The 19,066-nt window shown below is 38.6% G+C and carries 20 protein-coding genes; 9 read left to right on the forward strand and 11 right to left on the reverse strand.

Features of this window, described 5'->3' with window-relative positions:
* Nucleotides 1–119 precede the first annotated feature (119 nt).
* Nucleotides 120–1,532 carry a CCA tRNA nucleotidyltransferase gene (locus ACFO5T_RS14820; protein ID WP_380035976.1) on the forward strand — a complete coding sequence of 471 codons (1,413 nt, stop codon included), beginning with the start codon at nucleotides 120–122 and terminating at the stop codon, nucleotides 1,530–1,532.
* Nucleotides 1,533–1,604: 72 nt separating this feature from the next.
* Here ACFO5T_RS14820 and ACFO5T_RS14825 read toward each other — a convergent pair whose 3' ends face one another.
* The 5 genes from ACFO5T_RS14825 to ACFO5T_RS14845 all read right to left on the reverse strand — a co-directional run bounded on the left by ACFO5T_RS14825 (nucleotide 1,605) and on the right by ACFO5T_RS14845 (nucleotide 6,005).
* Nucleotides 1,605–1,859 (reverse strand): CDGSH iron-sulfur domain-containing protein, encoded by a 255-nt coding sequence (locus tag ACFO5T_RS14825; protein ID WP_035328326.1) that lies wholly within the window; start codon nucleotides 1,857–1,859, stop codon nucleotides 1,605–1,607.
* A gap of 10 nt (nucleotides 1,860–1,869) precedes the next feature.
* Nucleotides 1,870–2,667 (reverse strand): subclass B1 metallo-beta-lactamase, encoded by a 798-nt coding sequence (gene bla / locus ACFO5T_RS14830; protein ID WP_380035980.1) that lies wholly within the window; start codon nucleotides 2,665–2,667, stop codon nucleotides 1,870–1,872.
* A gap of 3 nt (nucleotides 2,668–2,670) precedes the next feature.
* Nucleotides 2,671–4,029: a DEAD/DEAH box helicase gene (locus tag ACFO5T_RS14835; protein ID WP_380036121.1), complete on the reverse strand. Its 1,359-nt coding sequence runs from the start codon at nucleotides 4,027–4,029 to the stop codon at nucleotides 2,671–2,673.
* A gap of 231 nt (nucleotides 4,030–4,260) precedes the next feature.
* The gene (locus ACFO5T_RS14840; RefSeq protein WP_380035983.1) at nucleotides 4,261–5,103 is read right to left on the reverse strand and encodes an ABC transporter permease; all 843 of its coding nucleotides are present in this window, start codon (nucleotides 5,101–5,103) and stop codon (nucleotides 4,261–4,263) included.
* 8 nt (nucleotides 5,104–5,111) lie between these two features.
* Nucleotides 5,112–6,005 carry an ABC transporter ATP-binding protein gene (locus ACFO5T_RS14845; protein ID WP_375252727.1) on the reverse strand — a complete coding sequence of 298 codons (894 nt, stop codon included), beginning with the start codon at nucleotides 6,003–6,005 and terminating at the stop codon, nucleotides 5,112–5,114.
* Between the two features lie 95 nt (nucleotides 6,006–6,100).
* On the opposite strand from ACFO5T_RS14845, the gene ACFO5T_RS14850 reads away from it, so the two are divergent.
* Nucleotides 6,101–7,171, forward strand: a complete 1,071-nt coding sequence (locus tag ACFO5T_RS14850) for a hypothetical protein (RefSeq protein ID WP_038600429.1) — start codon at nucleotides 6,101–6,103, stop codon at nucleotides 7,169–7,171.
* A 56-nt stretch (nucleotides 7,172–7,227) separates the two neighbouring features.
* On the opposite strand, the gene ACFO5T_RS14855 is transcribed toward ACFO5T_RS14850, so the two are convergent.
* From ACFO5T_RS14855 to ACFO5T_RS14865, 3 genes are all read right to left on the reverse strand, one after another.
* Nucleotides 7,228–8,283, reverse strand: coding sequence for a nucleoid-associated protein (locus ACFO5T_RS14855; RefSeq protein WP_375252726.1), 1,056 nt, complete (start codon nucleotides 8,281–8,283; stop codon nucleotides 7,228–7,230).
* Nucleotides 8,284–8,349: 66 nt separating this feature from the next.
* Nucleotides 8,350–8,865 (reverse strand): IS1096 element passenger TnpR family protein, encoded by a 516-nt coding sequence (locus ACFO5T_RS14860; RefSeq protein ID WP_035328315.1) that lies wholly within the window; start codon nucleotides 8,863–8,865, stop codon nucleotides 8,350–8,352.
* 39 nt (nucleotides 8,866–8,904) lie between these two features.
* A complete protein-coding gene (locus ACFO5T_RS14865) occupies nucleotides 8,905–9,957 on the reverse strand; it encodes a COX15/CtaA family protein (RefSeq protein ID WP_380035988.1) in 1,053 nt (350 codons plus the stop codon).
* Between the two features lie 143 nt (nucleotides 9,958–10,100).
* Between ACFO5T_RS14865 and ACFO5T_RS14870 the strand changes: the two genes are divergently transcribed.
* Nucleotides 10,101–11,126: a DGQHR domain-containing protein gene (locus ACFO5T_RS14870; protein WP_380035991.1), complete on the forward strand. Its 1,026-nt coding sequence runs from the start codon at nucleotides 10,101–10,103 to the stop codon at nucleotides 11,124–11,126.
* A gap of 3 nt (nucleotides 11,127–11,129) precedes the next feature.
* Nucleotides 11,130–12,056, forward strand: a complete 927-nt coding sequence (locus tag ACFO5T_RS14875; protein WP_380035994.1) for a hypothetical protein — start codon at nucleotides 11,130–11,132, stop codon at nucleotides 12,054–12,056.
* A gap of 130 nt (nucleotides 12,057–12,186) precedes the next feature.
* Here the strand turns inward: ACFO5T_RS14875 and lpdA are convergent, their stop codons facing one another.
* Together lpdA and ACFO5T_RS14885 are read right to left on the reverse strand one after the other, a co-directional pair.
* A complete protein-coding gene (gene lpdA, locus ACFO5T_RS14880; protein ID WP_380035997.1) occupies nucleotides 12,187–13,587 on the reverse strand; it encodes a dihydrolipoyl dehydrogenase in 1,401 nt (466 codons plus the stop codon).
* A gap of 166 nt (nucleotides 13,588–13,753) precedes the next feature.
* Complete coding sequence (locus tag ACFO5T_RS14885; protein WP_380036000.1) at nucleotides 13,754–14,599, reverse strand: DUF2911 domain-containing protein; 846 nt, start codon at nucleotides 14,597–14,599, stop codon at nucleotides 13,754–13,756.
* Nucleotides 14,600–14,710: 111 nt separating this feature from the next.
* Between ACFO5T_RS14885 and ACFO5T_RS14890 the strand changes: the two genes are divergently transcribed.
* Nucleotides 14,711–15,394: an MIP/aquaporin family protein gene (locus tag ACFO5T_RS14890; protein WP_380036003.1), complete on the forward strand. Its 684-nt coding sequence runs from the start codon at nucleotides 14,711–14,713 to the stop codon at nucleotides 15,392–15,394.
* Here ACFO5T_RS14890 and ACFO5T_RS14895 read toward each other — a convergent pair.
* Nucleotides 15,391–15,831, reverse strand: coding sequence for a DUF1801 domain-containing protein (locus ACFO5T_RS14895; RefSeq protein WP_380036006.1), 441 nt, complete (start codon nucleotides 15,829–15,831; stop codon nucleotides 15,391–15,393). The genes ACFO5T_RS14890 and ACFO5T_RS14895 overlap by 4 nt on opposite strands.
* 173 nt (nucleotides 15,832–16,004) lie before the next feature.
* Here ACFO5T_RS14895 and ACFO5T_RS14900 point away from each other — a divergent pair, with 173 nt between their 5' ends.
* From ACFO5T_RS14900 to ACFO5T_RS14915, 4 genes are all read left to right on the forward strand, one after another.
* A complete protein-coding gene (locus ACFO5T_RS14900; protein ID WP_298354189.1) occupies nucleotides 16,005–16,514 on the forward strand; it encodes an SRPBCC family protein in 510 nt (169 codons plus the stop codon).
* A gap of 19 nt (nucleotides 16,515–16,533) precedes the next feature.
* Nucleotides 16,534–17,232 (forward strand): SDR family NAD(P)-dependent oxidoreductase, encoded by a 699-nt coding sequence (locus ACFO5T_RS14905; protein ID WP_035328292.1) that lies wholly within the window; start codon nucleotides 16,534–16,536, stop codon nucleotides 17,230–17,232.
* A 100-nt stretch (nucleotides 17,233–17,332) separates the two neighbouring features.
* Complete coding sequence (locus ACFO5T_RS14910) at nucleotides 17,333–18,643, forward strand: cryptochrome/photolyase family protein (protein WP_380036011.1); 1,311 nt, start codon at nucleotides 17,333–17,335, stop codon at nucleotides 18,641–18,643.
* 60 nt (nucleotides 18,644–18,703) lie between these two features.
* A complete protein-coding gene (locus ACFO5T_RS14915) occupies nucleotides 18,704–19,060 on the forward strand; it encodes a hypothetical protein (RefSeq protein ID WP_380036014.1) in 357 nt (118 codons plus the stop codon).
* Nucleotides 19,061–19,066 lie beyond the last annotated feature (6 nt).

A 19,066-nucleotide genomic window follows, 5' to 3' on the forward strand; every position in this document is an offset into this window, starting at 1 on the left:
TCGCGAAAGCGTAATTACCCCCACATAAACATCCTACAAAGGCAACCCTTTTTACAGCTCATTCTACTTTTACAAAGAGGGAATGAAGCCGTACCTTTGCCTTATATTTTACATACCTAATGAATCTTAAAAACGCTTTAAACAATCCTATTTTTAATACCATCTCACGCGCTGCAGATGATTTACAACTCGAGACATACGTCATAGGAGGGTTTGTGCGTGACTACATCCTTAAACGTGGTGAGGTAAAAGATATAGATGTTGTAGCCGTAGGGAGCGGTATAAAGCTAGCTCGCAAAGTCTCTGAACTGTTACCTAACAAACCGAAAGTTCAAGTTTTTAAAACCTACGGGACCGCAATGTTGCGCTCTAACCAGATAGATGTAGAGTTTGTAGGAGCTCGCAAGGAGTCATACTCAAAAGATAGCCGCAACCCAGTAGTAGAAGACGGCACGCTAGCAGATGATCAAAACCGGAGAGACTTTACCATAAATGCGCTAGCCATACGTCTTAATGATGAAGGTTATGGAGATTTAATTGATCCCTTTGGAGGGATAAGTGATTTGGATTGTAAAATAATACGCACTCCACTTGATCCAGATATTACCTATAGTGATGACCCGTTGCGTATGATGCGTGCCATAAGATTTGCCACACAACTTGATTTTATGATAGAACGCAAATCTATGGAGTCTATCACACGTAATGCAGAGCGTATTAAGATTATTACTAATGAACGTATTGTAGACGAGCTTAACAAGATAATGTTGAGCCCAGTGCCTTCTAAAGGATTCTTATTATTAGAAAAAACAGGCTTACTTCCTTATATCTTACCAGAGCTTGTTGCTCTTAAGGGTATAGACGAGATAGAGGGTCAAAAACATAAGGACAACTTTTACCACACCCTTGAGGTGGTAGATAATATCTCTCGCCATACAGATAATCTATGGTTGAGATGGGCAGCGCTTTTACACGATATAGGAAAAGCACCTACTAAGAAGTTTTCAAAAAAAGTGGGGTGGACCTTTCACGGGCACGAGTTTGTAGGGTCAAAGATGGTTTACAAACTATTTAAGCGCCTTAAAATGCCTCTTAATGACAAGATGAAGTTTGTTCAAAAGATGGTATTGATGAGCTCACGCCCTATTGTTATCTCTGAAGATCACGTGACAGATAGTGCTGTGCGAAGACTCATTTTTGACGCAGGAGATTATATAGAAGATCTTATGACGCTTTGTGAGGCAGATATTACTACAAAAAACCCAAAACGCTTTAGACGCTACCATAACAACTTTAAGGTTGTGCGTGAGAAGATGAAAGAGGTTGAGGAGCGCGATCACATACGTAACTTCCAGCCACCAGTATCTGGTGAAGAAATTATGGAAACCTTTAATCTAAAGCCTTGTCGTGAGATAGGAACGCTCAAAGAAGCCATAAAGGAGGCTATACTAGAAGGAGAGATACCTAACGAAAAAGAAGCTGCCGTTGCCTTTATGATGGATAAAGCAAAGACTATGGGGCTTACTGCATAAGATTATAGCTTATAAAACAAAAATCCCCTTGAAGTTTATCAAGGGGATTTTTTATATCTATAAATGACCGTTTTAACCTATCTCGCAGGTTTTGTGACTTCCATCACAATAAGGAGGATTCTTAGTCATCTTACAATTACATAAGTAGGCAGTGCCAGTTTTTACTGCCTCAAAACGTAAACTAGGGGTACTCTCTGCCGCTTTATGTCCGCCATCACAAAATGGCTGTTTTGCAGAGTGTCCACAAGTGCACCAAGAGTATTTTTTTCCTTCTTCAAGCTCTACGGCTATAGGTGCTAGACCTGCTACTTTTTTATTATTCTCCATTATATATTAGTTATAATTGAACAGTTTCCTGCTCATTGGTGTTTATTAATTCTTTAATTATGGGCTCTTCTACCTGAAACATTTTAATAGTATAGGTAAGCAGTGAGCTGTCTCCACGTCTCCCGTGACCTGGTATTACTTGTTTTACATCTGGATACAGATACTTTGCTGTGGCTACGGTCTTTGCCCATTCCTTTAGGTTTGCATCTGCTAGATTGCCTTTTCCAGCTTCTAGAGATTTTATCATACACCCGCCTAGTAATACCTCTGGTCCTTCTAGATAGGCTATCGCATTATCATCTGTATGTGCAGGACCTAAGTAATCCATCTTTACGAGCGTCTTCCCTAGCATCAAACTATCTTTAAGCTGGAATGTATTACTTAAGGTAATTGTATCTCTCGCAAGTAATGCTGCCGTTTTTGACGAGCCATATGTAGGTATACCTGCTTCATAAAATGCTTTTACACCGCCTGCGCCATCTATATGAGCGTGACTCACCATAACGGCCTTTATGGTCGCGTTAAGATCATTTTGTATAAAGTCAATAAGTTGTACAGATGTTGAATCATCTAGGGGTGTCTCAAATACAAAAACCTCATCACCCTCCTTACGTATATAACCATTGCAAGGTATGTAACCACCATTACCGTCCTTAAGATATGAGACGTGCATATAGTCTTGATCAGATAGTTTTATTATCTCTAGCGGCCTTAGGTAAGGCTCGGGGGCATACTTACTCTTGTCAAAACAAGAATGTAATAGTAGTACGGCTAGACAGATCCCTAACATCTGCAGTAGTCGCTTCATTGTTTACTTTCGTTTATTTCTTTTATTATAGTTTTTATCGCCTCTAGTCTTAGGCTTCTTGTATTTTTTTGCAATTTCTCTTCTGTAAGAACCTCCTAGATTTACCTTAGAGTTTTTCTCACTCTTCTCGTGAAAAGCTGGTCCCGGAGCATCCTCATCATTTTTATTCCATTTATGAGGATTAAAAATTTCTTTGGCTTCTGGTCGCTCTTCTGGTGTGAGTTCTTTAGAGATTTGAACATCTTCTGGCAGCGTCTCTATAGGTACTTTTACACCCATAAGCGCTTCTATCTCTTCTAGAAAAGCATCTTCGGCTGGAGTGCTTAATACTATTGAAGTACCTTCTTTTTGTGCTCTACCCGTACGCCCTATTCTATGTAAATAGTTTTCAGGAAAACGAGGTGTGTTTACATTTATAACGTGTGTTATGTCATCTATATCAAGACCACGCGCCATTACATCTGTCGCTACCATCATACGTACTTTACCTTCAGAAAAGGCATTGATACTGTTTATACGGTAATTTTGTGTCTTGTTAGAGTGTATGAGATCTACTTGCCCCGGAAACGCTTCTTCAAGCTTGAGGTATAGCCTGTCTGCCATACGCTTGTCTCTTACAAATAATAACGTTTTTGGGTACGCTTTCGCGGAAGCGAGCTCTTCTAGTAAAAAGTTAACCTTGGTATAGAAGTTAGGTATCTTATACCCTACTTGCTTTATATTTTCTAGCGGTGTCCCACTACGAGCAACTTTTATGAACTTAGGTTTGTTAAAATAATCTTTAATAAGCGCATCTACATCCTCTGTCATCGTGGCGCTAAACATAATGTGCTGTCTCCTTTTTGGGAGAATGTCAAAAATGTTCATAAGCTGTGGTCTAAAACCTAGATCCAGCATCACATCTACCTCATCTATCACTACTTTTTGGATAGATTTAAGTTGCAATACTCTACTCACGGCTAGATCATACAGTCTACCAGGTGTCGCTACTACAATATCTTGCCCTTGAGCAATGAGTGCTTTCTGGGTATTGATATTAGAACCACCATAAACACCCGCAATACGCACATCTATGTATTTTGTGAGCTTTTCAAGTTCGTTTACCACTTGTAGTACAAGTTCTCTAGTAGGGACTAGAATAAGTACACGAGGGTTTTCTTGTCTTGAGTATGGTAATGTTCTTAGTATAGGTAAGAGGTATGCAAATGTTTTACCTGTACCGGTTTGAGCAATTCCTACTACGTCACTTCCAGACATTACAGGCGCAAGTGCATCTACCTGTATAGGAGTAGGTTGTGTGTACCCCATATCATCTAGGGCATTCCACAAAAATTTATCGAGATTGAGATCTTTAAAGGTCATAGACATTCTCGCGAAAATAGGTTATTTTTTAAGATTCACAGTACTTTACAGGGTATTATCCTTTTAATTTTCAGCTACAAACGGGGTTTCAACTACCATCACTTTTTCAAGATGATTAAAACATTAGGTTTTTAAGTCACCGCCAGGACTGATTTCTGATATGAAGATACAAAAAATGCAACCCTTTTGAGGTTGCATTGTGATTGATTACGCTTTCGCGAAAGCGTGATACTACAAGTCTCTTTTCTTTAATAATAGTAAACTTGCATATATAAATAAGAACGTCCATACCGATACGATAGCTATCTCGTGAAAGTATACCGTGTAATCTGAAAGGACATCTGCCTGAATTTGATTTGCTGCAGACTGTACAACATTGAGCCTTGTGAGTGGTTGCTCTATAAGGTTGCTCATACTCTCAAGTGGTAAAAATTGTGAGACGTTGCTGCGTAGTCCTTCCATATCATACTTCTCTTGAAAGAATAAACAGATGAGCTGTACAACTCCTTCAAAGAAATACCACATTAATAAAAAGCCAAGTGCAAATGCAGAGCGTTTTATAAGTATCCCTAAAAATAAACAGAATGAGAAAAAGGCGACCAGCTTAAGGAAAAAAGCAAATAAGAACTCTAGGTCAGAAAATATGATAGACATCTCTGTAAAATCTGAAAACGAGAAGCCTAAGATAAGACTGAGTACCGCCACAAATAAAGTAGAGATAGCTGAGAAGACAACAACAGTTAAGAACTTAGAGAGTATAAATTCCTTCTTACTCAAACCGTCTATGAGGTTTTGTTTAAGCGTTCTATTGCTGTACTCATTTGCAGTCATTGATACTATTACAACGGCTAAGAAAAATTTGAGTATTGCCGCTACATACGTATTAAAGTGCCAGATGTATGGAAAGTTAAAAATACCTTGGTCTGCCAGACGAAACTCGGCTCCAAAAAGGTTAAACTTAATTGAGGCAAGCAGTGCTATAGCAGATAGCAATACAAAGTACCCTATGATTAGGACACGTGATGTCTTACTGTGTCTGAGTTTATGATATTCTATGGTGAGTAGTCGTAACATTGGGTTGTTTAGTTTTTAGTTAATTCAAGGAATTGCTCTTCTAAGCTCTCTTTGCGCTTTACAAGGTGCGTGAGCACGATACCTTGCTGGTGTAGTTGCGTGTTGAGCTCTTTGGCTTCTAGCGGATTTAATAAAAACCCAGTGAGCAAGTCGCCTTCTATCTTTACCTCGCCAAAATCTGAGTGGGCATTGAGATAGGTCTCGAGCATAGATAAGTTATCTGTGCGCAACTCAAAAAAGCCGTGACTAGCATTCATCGCATCTACTCGTCCTGAATATAACTTTACGCCTTTACGTAAGATAACTACGTGTGTACATACTTTTTCTACCTCATCTAGTAAGTGAGAGGCAAGTAGTATGGTAGTACCTCCTGCGGCAATTTTCTTTATAATCTCACGTATCTGGTGTATACCTTGTGGGTCAAGACCATTTGTAGGCTCATCTAGTATAAGTATCTCTGGATCGTTAAGAAGTGCAGAGGCAATGGCTAGACGTTGTTTCATACCTAGTGAGTAGGTACTAAACTTGCTATGCATACGATCTAGAAGTCCTACAACTTCAAGTTTTTCTTGAATCTTATCTGACGGGACATCCTTTATCTTGCAGACTAACTGTAAGTTTTGTGCCGCAGTCATATATGGGTAAAAGTTAGGTCGCTCTATAATAGCTCCCACCTTTTTTAAAGCATTATGTGTGGTGTCTGACCCATCAAACCAGTGAAAGTTTCCAGAAGTAGGGTTTACCACATTAAGTACCATACCTAGGGTGGTAGATTTACCACTACCATTAGGGCCTAGTATGCCATATACGTTTCCTTTTTCTATCGTAAACGAGAGGTCATTTACAGCCTTTACAAGGCCGTAATGTTTCGTTAGATTATTAATCGTTAGGATTGTTTCCAATATGAAGTATGTTTTTTGATTGCTAGTGTTTACAAGACGGCTATGTAGACCTTTTGTTACAAGCCTTTAGTATCTTTACATAAAAACACCCCGCAATGGAAAACAAACTGATGTCTAAAAAGAAACCCTCATTTCCCGTAAATGAGAAGCTTCTTTCCTATCTAGACACCTACGCAAGGACATCTGAGGTTACGATCTCTTATGAAGATCTGCTTAGGTTTTCTGGTGGTGTGAGTGTTTTTGATAAAGAAGATAATGACACGCTGTGGATACGTGTTTACTATCCCGAGTTTGAACAAGATGAGATAGAGTATAATCTTAAACGCATTTATACCCAGCTGCACTCAGATGGTAATGAGAATATCTTTGATTACCTACGCATTGCGGGTATAGACTTTTGCACTTTTGGTAACTCTAAGCCCTTTCGTATTAAGGTGCTTAATATTTATAATAATAACTACGTATACTTTTATGTAAAGCAGGCAGATGCTAGTAGAGTTTATGGACTTGAGCTTGAGCACATCTTATCGCCTAACCGTATTAACTTTCTGGTATATGAAGACACGCTTATAGAAGAGCACATCTCTGGTATACCTGGTGATGAGTTTATAAAAAATCACCTAAGCGAGTGTGATGACCTAGGTCTTACACAAATCGCAAAGGAGTTTGTAAAGTTTAACGAGCGCTGTATGATTACCCTACTGGGTGATATGAGAGCTTATAACTACGTTATTATCCCTACCCACGATTTTGACACGGTACGTTATAAAATACGTGCAATAGATTTTGACCAACAGTGTTTTGAAGGTAATTTTAAAGTATATCAACCTGCTATTTTTAAAGAAAACATAAGACTGGTACAACTAGTTGCAAAGCGACTAGACAACCGCTCTATCGAGCAGTACCGTAATGAAGAGAGAGCACTTCTTGCAAGGAGAATTCTCAATGGTAAAAAGAGACTCACGAGATTACTACGTGTGATGGCTACAGATAATATCTCTCCTCGTGAGAATGTGCGTCAACTACGAGCAGATATTTTTGACTTTACAAGTGATCTCAAATTTAAACGTGCTGCAAATATGGGAGCCGTACTACGTGCAGCGCTAGAGTTTGTAAAACGTAATTATGAAGACATCAGTCTTAAACGTCTCATAAAAGAGATTTAAAGCATAAAAAAAGCGTAGCTATCTGGCTACGCTTTTTTTATGTAATATGGAAAGGCTTAGTTCTGCTCCTTGTTAAAGTACACAAGGTAGTAGTACATCTGCTTTTCTTCATCCCATCCTTTTTCTACAAATTTCTCTGCGCTTTCTGGGTTAATAAAGTCCATTTTAATCTGGATATTGGTATCGAGATTAATCACACTTTTTATTTTCTTACGCTGTGCTGTAACCGCTTTATTGCTTATCGAGAAGTCTGTAAGGTCTTCAATTTTATACTTAGGCGACTGCTCTGTTTTATAATGACGAAACTCTGGTATAAGATCCGGATTATCTATCACATCATTCATAAAAGCCGTTTCCTCAAAGGTGTCATTTTTTGCAAAGTGATTTACCGCGCGGTTCATAAACAGCACTTCCTCCTTTTTATCTTCGGCAGGGAGTACTACGTCTTTTGCAAAGTCTTGACAAAACTTAAGATACTTCTTTGTGTAGAAGTTATCATCTTCAAAGGTCTCTACACCCATAAAATTCTCTAGCCAGTACTTTGTATCATAACGGTTAGAATCTACAGAGAGTACCTTATACCCTTCGTCCTCCTTATGGTTAAAGATAAGACAGCCTTTATCTAGTTTATTAAGATTAATACCTTGCTCAAGTATCATCTCTAGGTTTGTCCCGCTTTCGCGAAACTGCAAGAAATCCTGCTTTAACTCACTCTTAAAGATACCTAAAGCATCTGTTTTGATATTATCTATCTGTACGCCTTCTAGGTGTGCGATATACAACTCACCAGCCTTAATGTGCGGGTGATCACTTTGTGCATATAAGTGTTTTGCAATATCCTCAGAGAGTAAATGCGTCCCGTGCGGATTATCAAAAATCTTCTTTGCTAACGTAAAAAGCGTATTGAACTCTAAATCTTGATCGTGAAAAAACTTATAGTAGTTCTCCTCCTTTTCTCTAAAAGGTTTAAAGAAAAACTCCTTAATAAGCGGAGTAAGCTCATCACTTAAAGGATACGGATCTTGAGATACAAAAAGTCCTTCTGCCTTTCCTTTATTACCTATACGGTGTATAGATAGTGACTCTATCTGAGCGCTATATAAATTTATCATAGTCGTATGTATGTGTTGTGATGTATGCGATGCACACAGGTTAGGTTATAAAGAGATACAAGAATACTAATTCCAGTTCTCATCAAAACTTAAATCGTCAAAATCGTCGATGTTGTAATCATCATTAAACTCATCATCATCCTCATCTTCCTCGTCTTGTGGCTCCATCTCAAACTCTGGCGCTTGGTCTGGCACTTGCCCTTGTACAAACATAAGGTTAGGATACGTCACGCCATCTTCTGGCTCTGTAATCTCTGCAAGCTCTACAAGAAAACGCCACATATTTAAGAAGTCATATACATATATAAGACGCGTCTGGTGTTCTCCCAGAAGCCCGTCTAGTGACGTCTCATTCATAAGGCGCAACTGGCTCTCACCCTCACCCATTTCAAACTGGGCAAACTCCTCGCCCTGCATCCAGGTATCATCACTTAGGTAAAAAGCAGCAACCTCTGCCCCATCAAACCCAAAAGACTGGTTTATAGCATTATGCAAGTCTTCAAGCGTAGCCGCAGCTTCGATCTCAAGATCGCGAAAAACATCTTCTTCTGTGTCTAGAATTGCTCTAAAACGGTAAATCATTGTACAAATTTTAAGATGGTAAAGATACTTGGTTTATCCCTATATCGTAGGTGTGATAGCCTCCCTTTTTGGGAAACTTTCTAACAAAATATAAAACTGAACCCCAAAAAGTAATGACGCTAAGACTAAATGTAATGGCTGACTCCCAAACGGGAAATCTATATAATACATCGCGATACCCGTCACCACCTCTAAGGCTATGAGTATAAGCGTCCAGTTAAGTAACTTGGTATGCCCTAGCAGTAAGTTTTTATTACGCCAGAATATATATAGGTTTAATAATGTCACGAGTATAGAAAAAGATCTATGTACATAAAACCATACCGTAGCCGGGTTAAGCCATAACTCCTTTGCCTCATAGCCTACCTCTGCCACGCGCTCATCTACATACTGTCGTACTTGTGTGCCTAGTGCTATTTGCACAAGCGTGAGTATACTAGCGATCACAATGAGGTTTTTAAAAACAGGGTCATAAGTACGCTTTCGCGAAAGCGTAATCCCCATCTCTTTGTGCTGCGATTTATACCACAAGAACAAGAGTAGCGCTACGATAAAGAGTGCCGCAATCATATGGATGGTGATTTTTACCGGCAGTAAGTTTGAGTCTACTACTTGCTTACCCAGCCACGCCTGAAAAAGCATTAAAGGCAACACCATAAAAGTGGCAAAAATAAGCCCCCTACGCCCCTTCCAGTACCAGAAAGCGAGTATTACCATAAGTAACATAGGGATACCGGCTAGTGCCGTTACAAGCCTGTTTATATACTCTATCCAGGTGTGCCATACGTTAAAGCTGGCATAGTCGTGCGTATCATAGGTGTCCCAGTTTTGCTCATTATAGGTGGCTCCAGAAGTAAAATCTGCTGGGGCAACGCGCAGAGACTCATTGCGTATAATGACCTGTCCATCTTCATAACTATGGTTAGGCTCCCATTGCAGCTCGCTCTCTTCTGTAGGAGGTACTAAGTACCCAAAACACTGTGGCCAGTCGGGGCAACCCATACCGCTTCCCGTCATACGTACCACCGCCCCTGCGATGATAATGAGGTATAAGAAAATGATTGATATTTTAAGCGCGCGTCTGTACCACATATGTACTCTTTTTAAGAGCTGCAAAAATACAAAACGACCTTATTTTATTTCTTCTTTGGTGTTCAAAATAGTTGAAAAGTGAGATTGCGAAAATAACGAACACGAAAACAAAAAATTATAGAATTTAGACTTAGCAAACAGTAATGGCTAAGGATAAAACTTTAAATTTGAATAAAACAAATAAAATGGCCAGCTATCAATCTTTAAAATTAGAACAAAATAATAAAACTTTTTACATAACTACTCTTGATACAAATGTTCTTAAAGATATTGCTTATGTGTTAAATAGAGAAGAAGATTCAATAAAAGGCTTTCAAAGAATATTGAATACCAATAGAGCTAAAGACATAGCTAAATATATGGACTCAGATAATGGGGTTATACCATCTCCACTGATTTTAAGTGCTCAACCAAGTGCGAACTTAAAATATGATGAAAAAAACTCAAAAATATCTTTCTCTAACTCCAAAAATTCATTTTTGGTATTGGATGGGCAACATAGATTATATGGGATGTTTTTATCAGATAAAACACATAAAATACCAGTAATTATTTTCAATAATTTAAAAACATTTGAAGAAGTAAACCTTTTTATTGACATTAATACAAATCAAAAAGGTGTACCAACTACTTTATTAATTGATATTAAAAACTTATCTGGAAAAGAAACTAAAAAAGAAGAGAAACAAAGAGACTTATTTGAATTATTGAATAAAGATAGCGTACTTACTGGTTTAATGTCTGCTACGAAAAGCAGGGTTGGTAAAATATCTAAAAATACGTTCAATCAAGCAACTAGTAAAATTTTAGATTCTGGCTATTTTTCTGATGAAGATATTAACGTTGTTTACAAAGCTGTTAAGAATTACTTAGAAGCAGCAGAAGTTGTTTTACTTTCTACAAATTCAGAGAAAGCAAAACTTACTAAATCTATGATTTTCCGTGCACTTTTTGATATTTTTAATGAGGTCGTCGAGTTGAGTTTTAAAAGATTTAGTAATTTAAAATTAAATTCATTGGTGGAAACGCTCTCTCCTATTGGTTCTCTAAATTATGATAATTATATTGGATCTTCAAACTCTGTCCTTGTAAAACTTGTATCTGATATGAAAAAGGAACTTTATAAGAACAATAATTTTAATATTGATATTTCAAATGACATCTTTTAAGCTATGTTTGGGCAAAATTTCGTGCGAATAAAAAGCAAGTATAGCATTGAATTAATCAAAACTGATATAAAATTAAGTGAATATAAAATTAACAAATTTCGATCTACGCTTTTGCAAAACACAATTTCTGCAAGAGAAAGTGAAAAGTCTAATAATGCCTATTTCTTAGAAGTTCCAAAGTCATTATTTTATAAATCTATTTTATCCGAATTTGAACAATATTATGTGAGATCGCTATTACAATTGTCAGATTTCACCAATATGGAAACCAATATAAACGATAGTTGGAAGTACACTACATATTATTATTCATTTTTTTTTAGCAACGTTGCGCTTCAGAGATACTTACAGAAAGGCTATTTCTATTTAGATACGGGGGATGCCAAAAATTTAAGCTCTATTTTATCTGCGATTATGCCATTCTCAGTTAGTATTGGAAGTGGAAATTGGCATTTCAAAAAAACTGGAGAATCACTAAGTAATGTGGAAATTGAAATAACTAAAGTTGGAGGTAATGTTCACCAGCTAGTATGGCAGGATTTAAAAAGCACTTTAAAATTATTTGAGCAACAATCTGCTAGAGCTAACAACACAGTAGAGAACACTATTCTTACTAATTTATACAGAACCATAAAAAGCAATCAAAATTTTAGTCCGTCTGAGGTTCGAAATTATCTTAATTATGTCTCAGAAATATCTATTGAAGAACTAAACAACAAAATTCGTTGCCCTCAGATTAAAGAAGCTGACTTTATTAAAAATTTATCAGCATTTAATTATAATAACAGCTATGAGTCTAAAATAAAATTTAGTATTCTACTGGGCCAATACTTAAATAGTTTCAATAGGGCAATAATTGAAGACATTGAATTAAAAAATTCAACGAGCTTCAAACTCAAGAAAAAATATAAACGAAAGTCAATTAGTTAGTTTCTTATTGATTTCTCGATAACCCTATTTTTTTAAATCACTTTGATTAAAATCTTCTCCAACTCCACAAACCAAAAAAAAACCTGCTATCACTAGCAGGTTTTTTTATAGTATATCATTCTAGTAGTGACTAGATGTGTATAGGTCTATCTTCGGTTGCAGCGAGGGCAGCTTCTTTTACAGCTTCTGCATACGTAGGGTGTGCGTGACTCATACGTGCAATATCTTCTGCACTTGCTCTAAACTCCATTGCGGTTACTCCTTCGGCTATAAGGTCTGCTACACGAGCTCCTACCATATGTACGCCTAGTACCTCATCTGTTTCCTTATCTGCAAGTATTTTTACAAATCCGTCTGTATCACCACTCGCGCGGCTACGTCCTAATGCACGCATAGGGAACTGTCCAGACTTGTAGGCTACTCCAGCTTCTTTAAGTTGCTCCTCAGTTTTACCTACAGAGGCAACTTCTGGCCAAGTGTATACTACACCTGGTATAAGGTTGTAATCTATATGTGGTTTTTGACCTGCAAGAATTTCGGCAACGAGTGTTCCTTCTTCTTCGGCTTTGTGAGCGAGCATTGCTCCTTTTATCACATCACCTATAGCATAAATGTTTGACACATTAGTCTGTAGGTGCTCGTTTACTTCTACTTTACCACGCTCGTCTGTCTTGATACCTACGGCATCAAGGTTAAGACCGTCTGTATAGGCACGACGTCCCACAGCTACAAGTACGTAGTCTGCCTTAAACTCTACATCTACACCTTTCTTATTATTTGTCGCTTTGATGGTAATCTCATCTCCGTCACGCTCTACAGCCGTAACTCCGTGAGATAGAGCAAATTTTACTTTTTGCTTCTTGAAGACTTTAAGTAATTCTTTACTCTGAGCGCCATCCATCGTAGGGATGATGCGATCCATATACTCTACTACGGTTACCTCTGCACCTAGACGCTTGTATACTTGACCAAGCTCAAGACCTATCACACCACCACCTATCACAACAAGGTGCTTAGGTACTTCTGGAAGTTTTAATGCTTCTGTAGAAGTGATGATACGTTCTTTATCTATGTTTATAAAAGGTAATGTGCTAGGCTTAGATCCTGTTGCTATAATGGTATTTTTTGCCTCTATAGTTAGGTTTTTCTCTCCTGCGATATCTATATGTGTAGCATCTTTAAAAGATCCCACACCCTGGTAAACGTCTATCTCATTTTTACCCATTAAGAACTCAATACCCTTTGTAGTAACGTCTACTACGCTTTGCTTGCGGGCAATCATTTTCTCTAGGTTAAATTTTACATCACCTACCTCGATACCGTGCTCTTCAAAATGCTTGATGGCATCTTCATAGTGGTGTGATGAGTCTAGAAGCGCCTTAGACGGGATACACCCTACGTTAAGACAAGTTCCTCCTAGTGTACTATATTTTTCTATTAATGCTGTTTTCATTCCTAGTTGTGCACAACGTATTGCTGCAACATATCCACCAGGACCAGAGCCTATAACGGCTACATCGTATGAACTCATAATTTGTTTTTAAAAGTTACACAAAGATACAAAGAGCTGCGAAGTTAAAAGCGCAATGAATGGCTCTTTTTTACACGCATCTGCTAGGTAGTTTGTGACTACTAGACATAAAAAAAGCCCTCGTGTGAGGGCTCTTACTTTTTCGCGAAAGCGAACTAAACAATGATTACATCGCTCCCCACTCTTTTAGTGAGTCTGTGTTCATCTTAATGTAGTCTTGATTTTTTGCTTCTTTTGCTCCTTTAAGTGACGCTTGTGCCGCTTTTATAGCTCCTTTTTTGTCTCCTACCTTTGCAAGTAATAATGACTGCTGGCGTAGTTGCCAGAACTTAGGATCTTTGTTCATAGACATCGCTTTGTCCATATACGTCTTTGCTTTATCTAGTGACTGTCCAGTGCTAGAAAGATATACTGCTGCAGCATAGTAATCACCCATACCTGGTCCTGCCATCATCTTATCTATACTCGCAAGTACTGTCTCGTTTGCCGGTACTGTAAATGGTACAGCTACATACGTTTTATCCCATTGAATTGTAAGGTGTGCACCATCGTTAGACAGGTGGTTGATTCCCATAGTAAAAGACTCTGCTGGCATATTGCTCATTTGCGCTTTTGCTGTTGCCTTTGCAGCAACCTTGCTATCATCCCACTTTTGAGGTGTACCCCAGTTATTTGTATCTGTGTAGAAGTATACTTCCCAAGTAGTTGCTGTAGGCTTTGTGTATACTGCATATTTTCCTGCCTTAAGCTCTGTACCTGCAACTGTTACTGGTGTAGAAAACTCAACAGTTGTATTTGCATTTGCTCCTGTGCGCCACATTGCACCGTAAGGTACAAGGTCACCCATAATAGTACGTCCTCTCATTGCAGGTCTAGAGTACTCAAGAGTAACATCTGTAAGACCTACCGTTTGCATCACCTTTGCTGCTGGGCTAGGTGCTGGTGTTTTAATTTGTGCTGTAGCTCCTGCCGTCATAAGACCTAAGAAGGCTACAAAAAGTAATTTTTTCATAATGCTTGATTTTATTGGTTATGGATTTTTTTACGCTTTCGCGAAAATCTCCTCACACAAAAATAAGATGTTAAAATGCGTCATATGTTAACAAAACCTTAATATAACGCTGTGTATCTTTACCGCAAAATAGCACATATGAAACGCTACATAGCCGAAATAATAGGAACATTTACAATGGTTTTTTGTGGTTGTGGCGCTATGACAGTAAACGAGATTACAGGCGGCGCCGTTACCCACCCCGGTGTTGCAATTACCTGGGGGCTTATTGTGATGGCTATGATCTATGCCTTTGGCGATATATCTGGTGCGCACTTTAACCCTGCGGTGACAGTAGCTTTTGCTTATGCAAAGAAATTTGCGTGGAGAGAGGTACCTAAGTATATCATTGCACAAGTACTAGGAGCTACACTTGCCGGTGCGATGTTGTGGTTCTTGTTTCCTGAGAGTGAATTTTTAGGAAGCACCGTTCCCTCCTTTGAGCATCATAAGGCTTTTGTACTAGAGATACTCCTCACCTTTTTCTTAATGCTGGTCATCATAAACGTATCTACAGGTGCAAAAGAAATAGGTATCATCGCTGGAATAGCCATAGGTGGTGTCGTATTGCTAGAAGCAATGTTTGCGGGACCTATGACTAATGCGTCTATGAATCCTGCGCGATCTATAGGTCCTGCCATATTTTCTGGGCAATGGGAACCTATGTGGCTATATGTTACCGCTCCATTTATAGGCGCAATACTAGCCGTAGCAAGTTGCAAGCTCGTAAAAGACGAGCAGTGTTGTGATGCTTAAATACTCTTTATTTTTGAAATGGTTTTACCATTTAATGCGCTGCTAGCACCCGCATCTTCTATAGCGAGTTGATAAGCCTCATCTATGAGGTGATAAACCGCTTCCTTATGGAAATCATCCAGATTCCTTATAGGTATATGGCGCATAAGCTTGCCAGTACCTTCTAGTAGATGTAAACTATCATTTAATAGTACTCCCCGCTGAAAACCCAAGTTGAGATGTGCAGTATATATAGGAATAAGACAGAAACCATCACTCATCTTTTCTGACACTGTAAATACACTCGTCAACGCGTGTGTATGATACAATAGCTCATTTACACCCGGATAAGTTTTAAGGATGTACTCGCGTATGGTATGATAGCGTGCGATAAGTGCTTCCTCCTTTTGCAATAGGGCACGAGTAAATATCTCTGGAAGTTGACGTTCTGATTTCATAACTCAAAAGATAATCATTCTTAATTTTATATTACCTCTCTACCAAAAACAGGAAACTAGCACTACTTCCTACCAAGATGAAAGGCTATTTCTAATAGATTTAATTTTTGTTTAACTAAATAGCTTGTTTTGATAAACATTTTGATTGTATTTTTATAATCAGAAAATAAGCTATGAAAATCTACCAAATACATTCTAAGCAAAATCTACCTATAAGTGTAGATGAGGCTTGGCAGTTTTTATCAAACGCACGTAACCTAGGTACCATCACTCCAGATTATATGAATTTTAATATAATCTCTGGTGCAGATAGACCGGTGTATGCTGGCCAACTTATACAATACACCGTCACCCCTATTGCAAATATTAAGATGCAGTGGGTTACAGAAATTATAAGTGTAAAGGAAGGTGCCTATTTTGTAGATGAGCAAAAGTACGGTCCTTATGCCCTATGGCATCACAAGCATTTTATAAAAGAGATACCAGGCGGCGTAGAGATGGAAGATATTGTAGACTATAAAGTACCTGCAGGCTTTTTAGGAAGACTTGCACACCCTTATCTGGTAAAACCAAAACTAGAAGAGATTTTTGAATACAGAAAGAAAGCCCTCGAAGATAAATTTGGTGTTTATAAAAACCCAGAACAAACAGCAACTACACTTAAACAAGATATACTAGCCTAACACGCATAAAAATAACACTATGAGCAAAAACATACTATTAATAGGAGGAAGCCACGGAATAGGTTTTGAAATCGCAAGCAAGCTATACCAAGACCACACGGTATATGTCGCTTCTCGTACTAATGAGAATCTAGGTAATCTAGATGTAAACTACATCGAGTATGACACAGAAAAGGATGAGCTAGACCTAAGCCAGTTACCAGACCACCTAGATGGTTTTGTATTTTGCCCAGGTACTATAAACCTGAAGCCTTTTAAAATGCTCACGGTAGATACCTTCCGTAAGGATATGGAGCTTAACTTTTTGAGTATGGTAAACGTAGTACACCAGGTGATGGAGCACCTTAAGAAATCTGAGCAAGCAAGTCTCGTTTTCTTTAGTACAGTTGCTGTAAAGGTGGGAATGCCTTTTCACACAAGTGTTGCCGCTGCAAAGGGAGCTATAGAAGGATTTGCCAAAGCACTCGCAGCAGAGTATGCACCTAAGCTACGTGTTAATGTAATAGCACCATCACTTACAGACACACCACTTGCAAAGCGTCTCTTAAGCAACGACAAGAAAAAAGAAATGATGAACGAGCGCCACCCGCTTAAACGTGTAGGTACCTCAGAAGATATTGCAAATGCAGCAGCCTTCTTACTAGGTGACGACAGCACTTGGATCACTGGTCAAGTGATAGGTGTAGATGGTGGTATGAGTACACTTAATGTAAACTAAGTATTTAATAAAAAGGTTTAGAACGCTTTCGCGAAAGCGTTCTAAACCCAATCAAGGCTTTAAGAACCCCCCATTTCTTAAAGCCTTAAATTTGTAATCTATGAGCACAAAAAAAGTAACAATCTTTTGGTTTCGTCGTGATTTACGACTGGATGATAATGTAGGTTTTCTAGAAGCACTAAAGGGAGACTACCCGGTCTTACCTATTTTTATCTTTGATAAAGAAATTCTTGATAAACTCCCAGAAGACGACGCCCGCGTTACTTTTATTTATAATGAATTACAAAAAATGCGTGACACACTGCAAGCAGAGCACGACAGCTCGCTGGCAATGTTTTACAGCACTCCAGAACAAATTTTTAAAGAGCTCATAGCGGATTATGATGTGCAGGCAGTGATCACAAATAGAGATTATGAGCCGTATGCCTTAGAGCGTGATAAAAAGATTGCATCACTACTAGAAGAAAATGATATCTCATTTACCACCTTTAAAGATCAAGTGATTTTTGAAAAGGATGAGATTGTAAAAGGAGATGGCGATCCTTATGTGGTCTACACACCCTTTAAAAATAAGTGGAAAGCGACTTTTGATGAAGATAAAGATCTCAACATACATTACACCTCGCAGTATCTTGACAATCTTATAGACCATAGTAGACTGCCTAATGTCACACTGGCAGATATGGGTTTTAAAAAATCTAGCATTGAGGTGCCAGATTATGACGTGACCCCTACCCTCATAGAAAACTATGAAGACACACGCAATTTTCCCGCGCAAGATGGGACATCACGACTGGGGCCGCACTTACGTTTTGGTACAGTTTCCGTACGAAAAATGGTAAAAAAAGCGATCGCTCAGACTAACGAGGTTTTCTGGAGCGAACTCATATGGCGTGAGTTTTTTATGCAAATATTATATCACTTCCCGCATACTAAAGACAAAGCTTTTAGATCAAAATATGACCGTATAGACTGGCGTAATAATGAAGAAGAGTTTGAAAAATGGAAAAACGGCCAGACGGGCTATGCCCTAGTAGATGCTGGTATGCGCGAGCTTAATGCAACAGGTTATATGCACAACCGTGTGCGTATGCTCACAGCGAGCTTTTTATGCAAGCACCTACTTATAGACTGGCGCTGGGGAGAAACCTACTTTGCCGAAAAGCTACTCGATTATGATATGAGCTCAAACGTGGGTAACTGGCAGTGGGCAGCAGGTTCTGGAGTAGATGCTGCACCTTACTTTAGAATTTTTAACCCGATGACACAGGTTGATAAATTTGACAAGCAAAAGGAATATATCAATAAATGGGTGCCAGAGCTACAAGAGCTTTCGTATCCAGATAAAATGGTAGATCACAAAGAGGCAAGAGAGCGCTGTCTTAAGACATACAAAGAAGCGGTTGCTTAGAACGCTTTCGCGAAAGCGTATATTACCTTACTTTTAGCATTCACACATAGACATCAACTTGTGCTCAAATACTGGAAGCCCTTATCATTTACCACGCGTTTTTCTATAATTGCCGCAATAGTCACCTGCGCACTGGGACTCTTGAGTATGGGAGCGCTAGGGGCTGCACTATATTACACGGTATCTTTTTTATTTACTTCGTACCCAAGTTTTTCTAGCTGGACGGGAGACTGGGTCTGGCCAGCGGTTATAAGTGCTGGTATGTTTTGGTCGTTAGGCTTCATCTGGGCAGGACTGGTAGCTCACTTTGTAAAAAAAATCAACGCTTCTCCCCTATTACGTACCATTCTATACATCATAATATGCTGGTTATGGGCGGTGACGGTCTGGTACATTATACTCTCTGTACATTTTTAGAGAAGG

This window comes from Dokdonia genika (assembly GCF_042652845.1).
GTDB classification, from domain to species: domain Bacteria; phylum Bacteroidota; class Bacteroidia; order Flavobacteriales; family Flavobacteriaceae; genus Dokdonia; species Dokdonia donghaensis.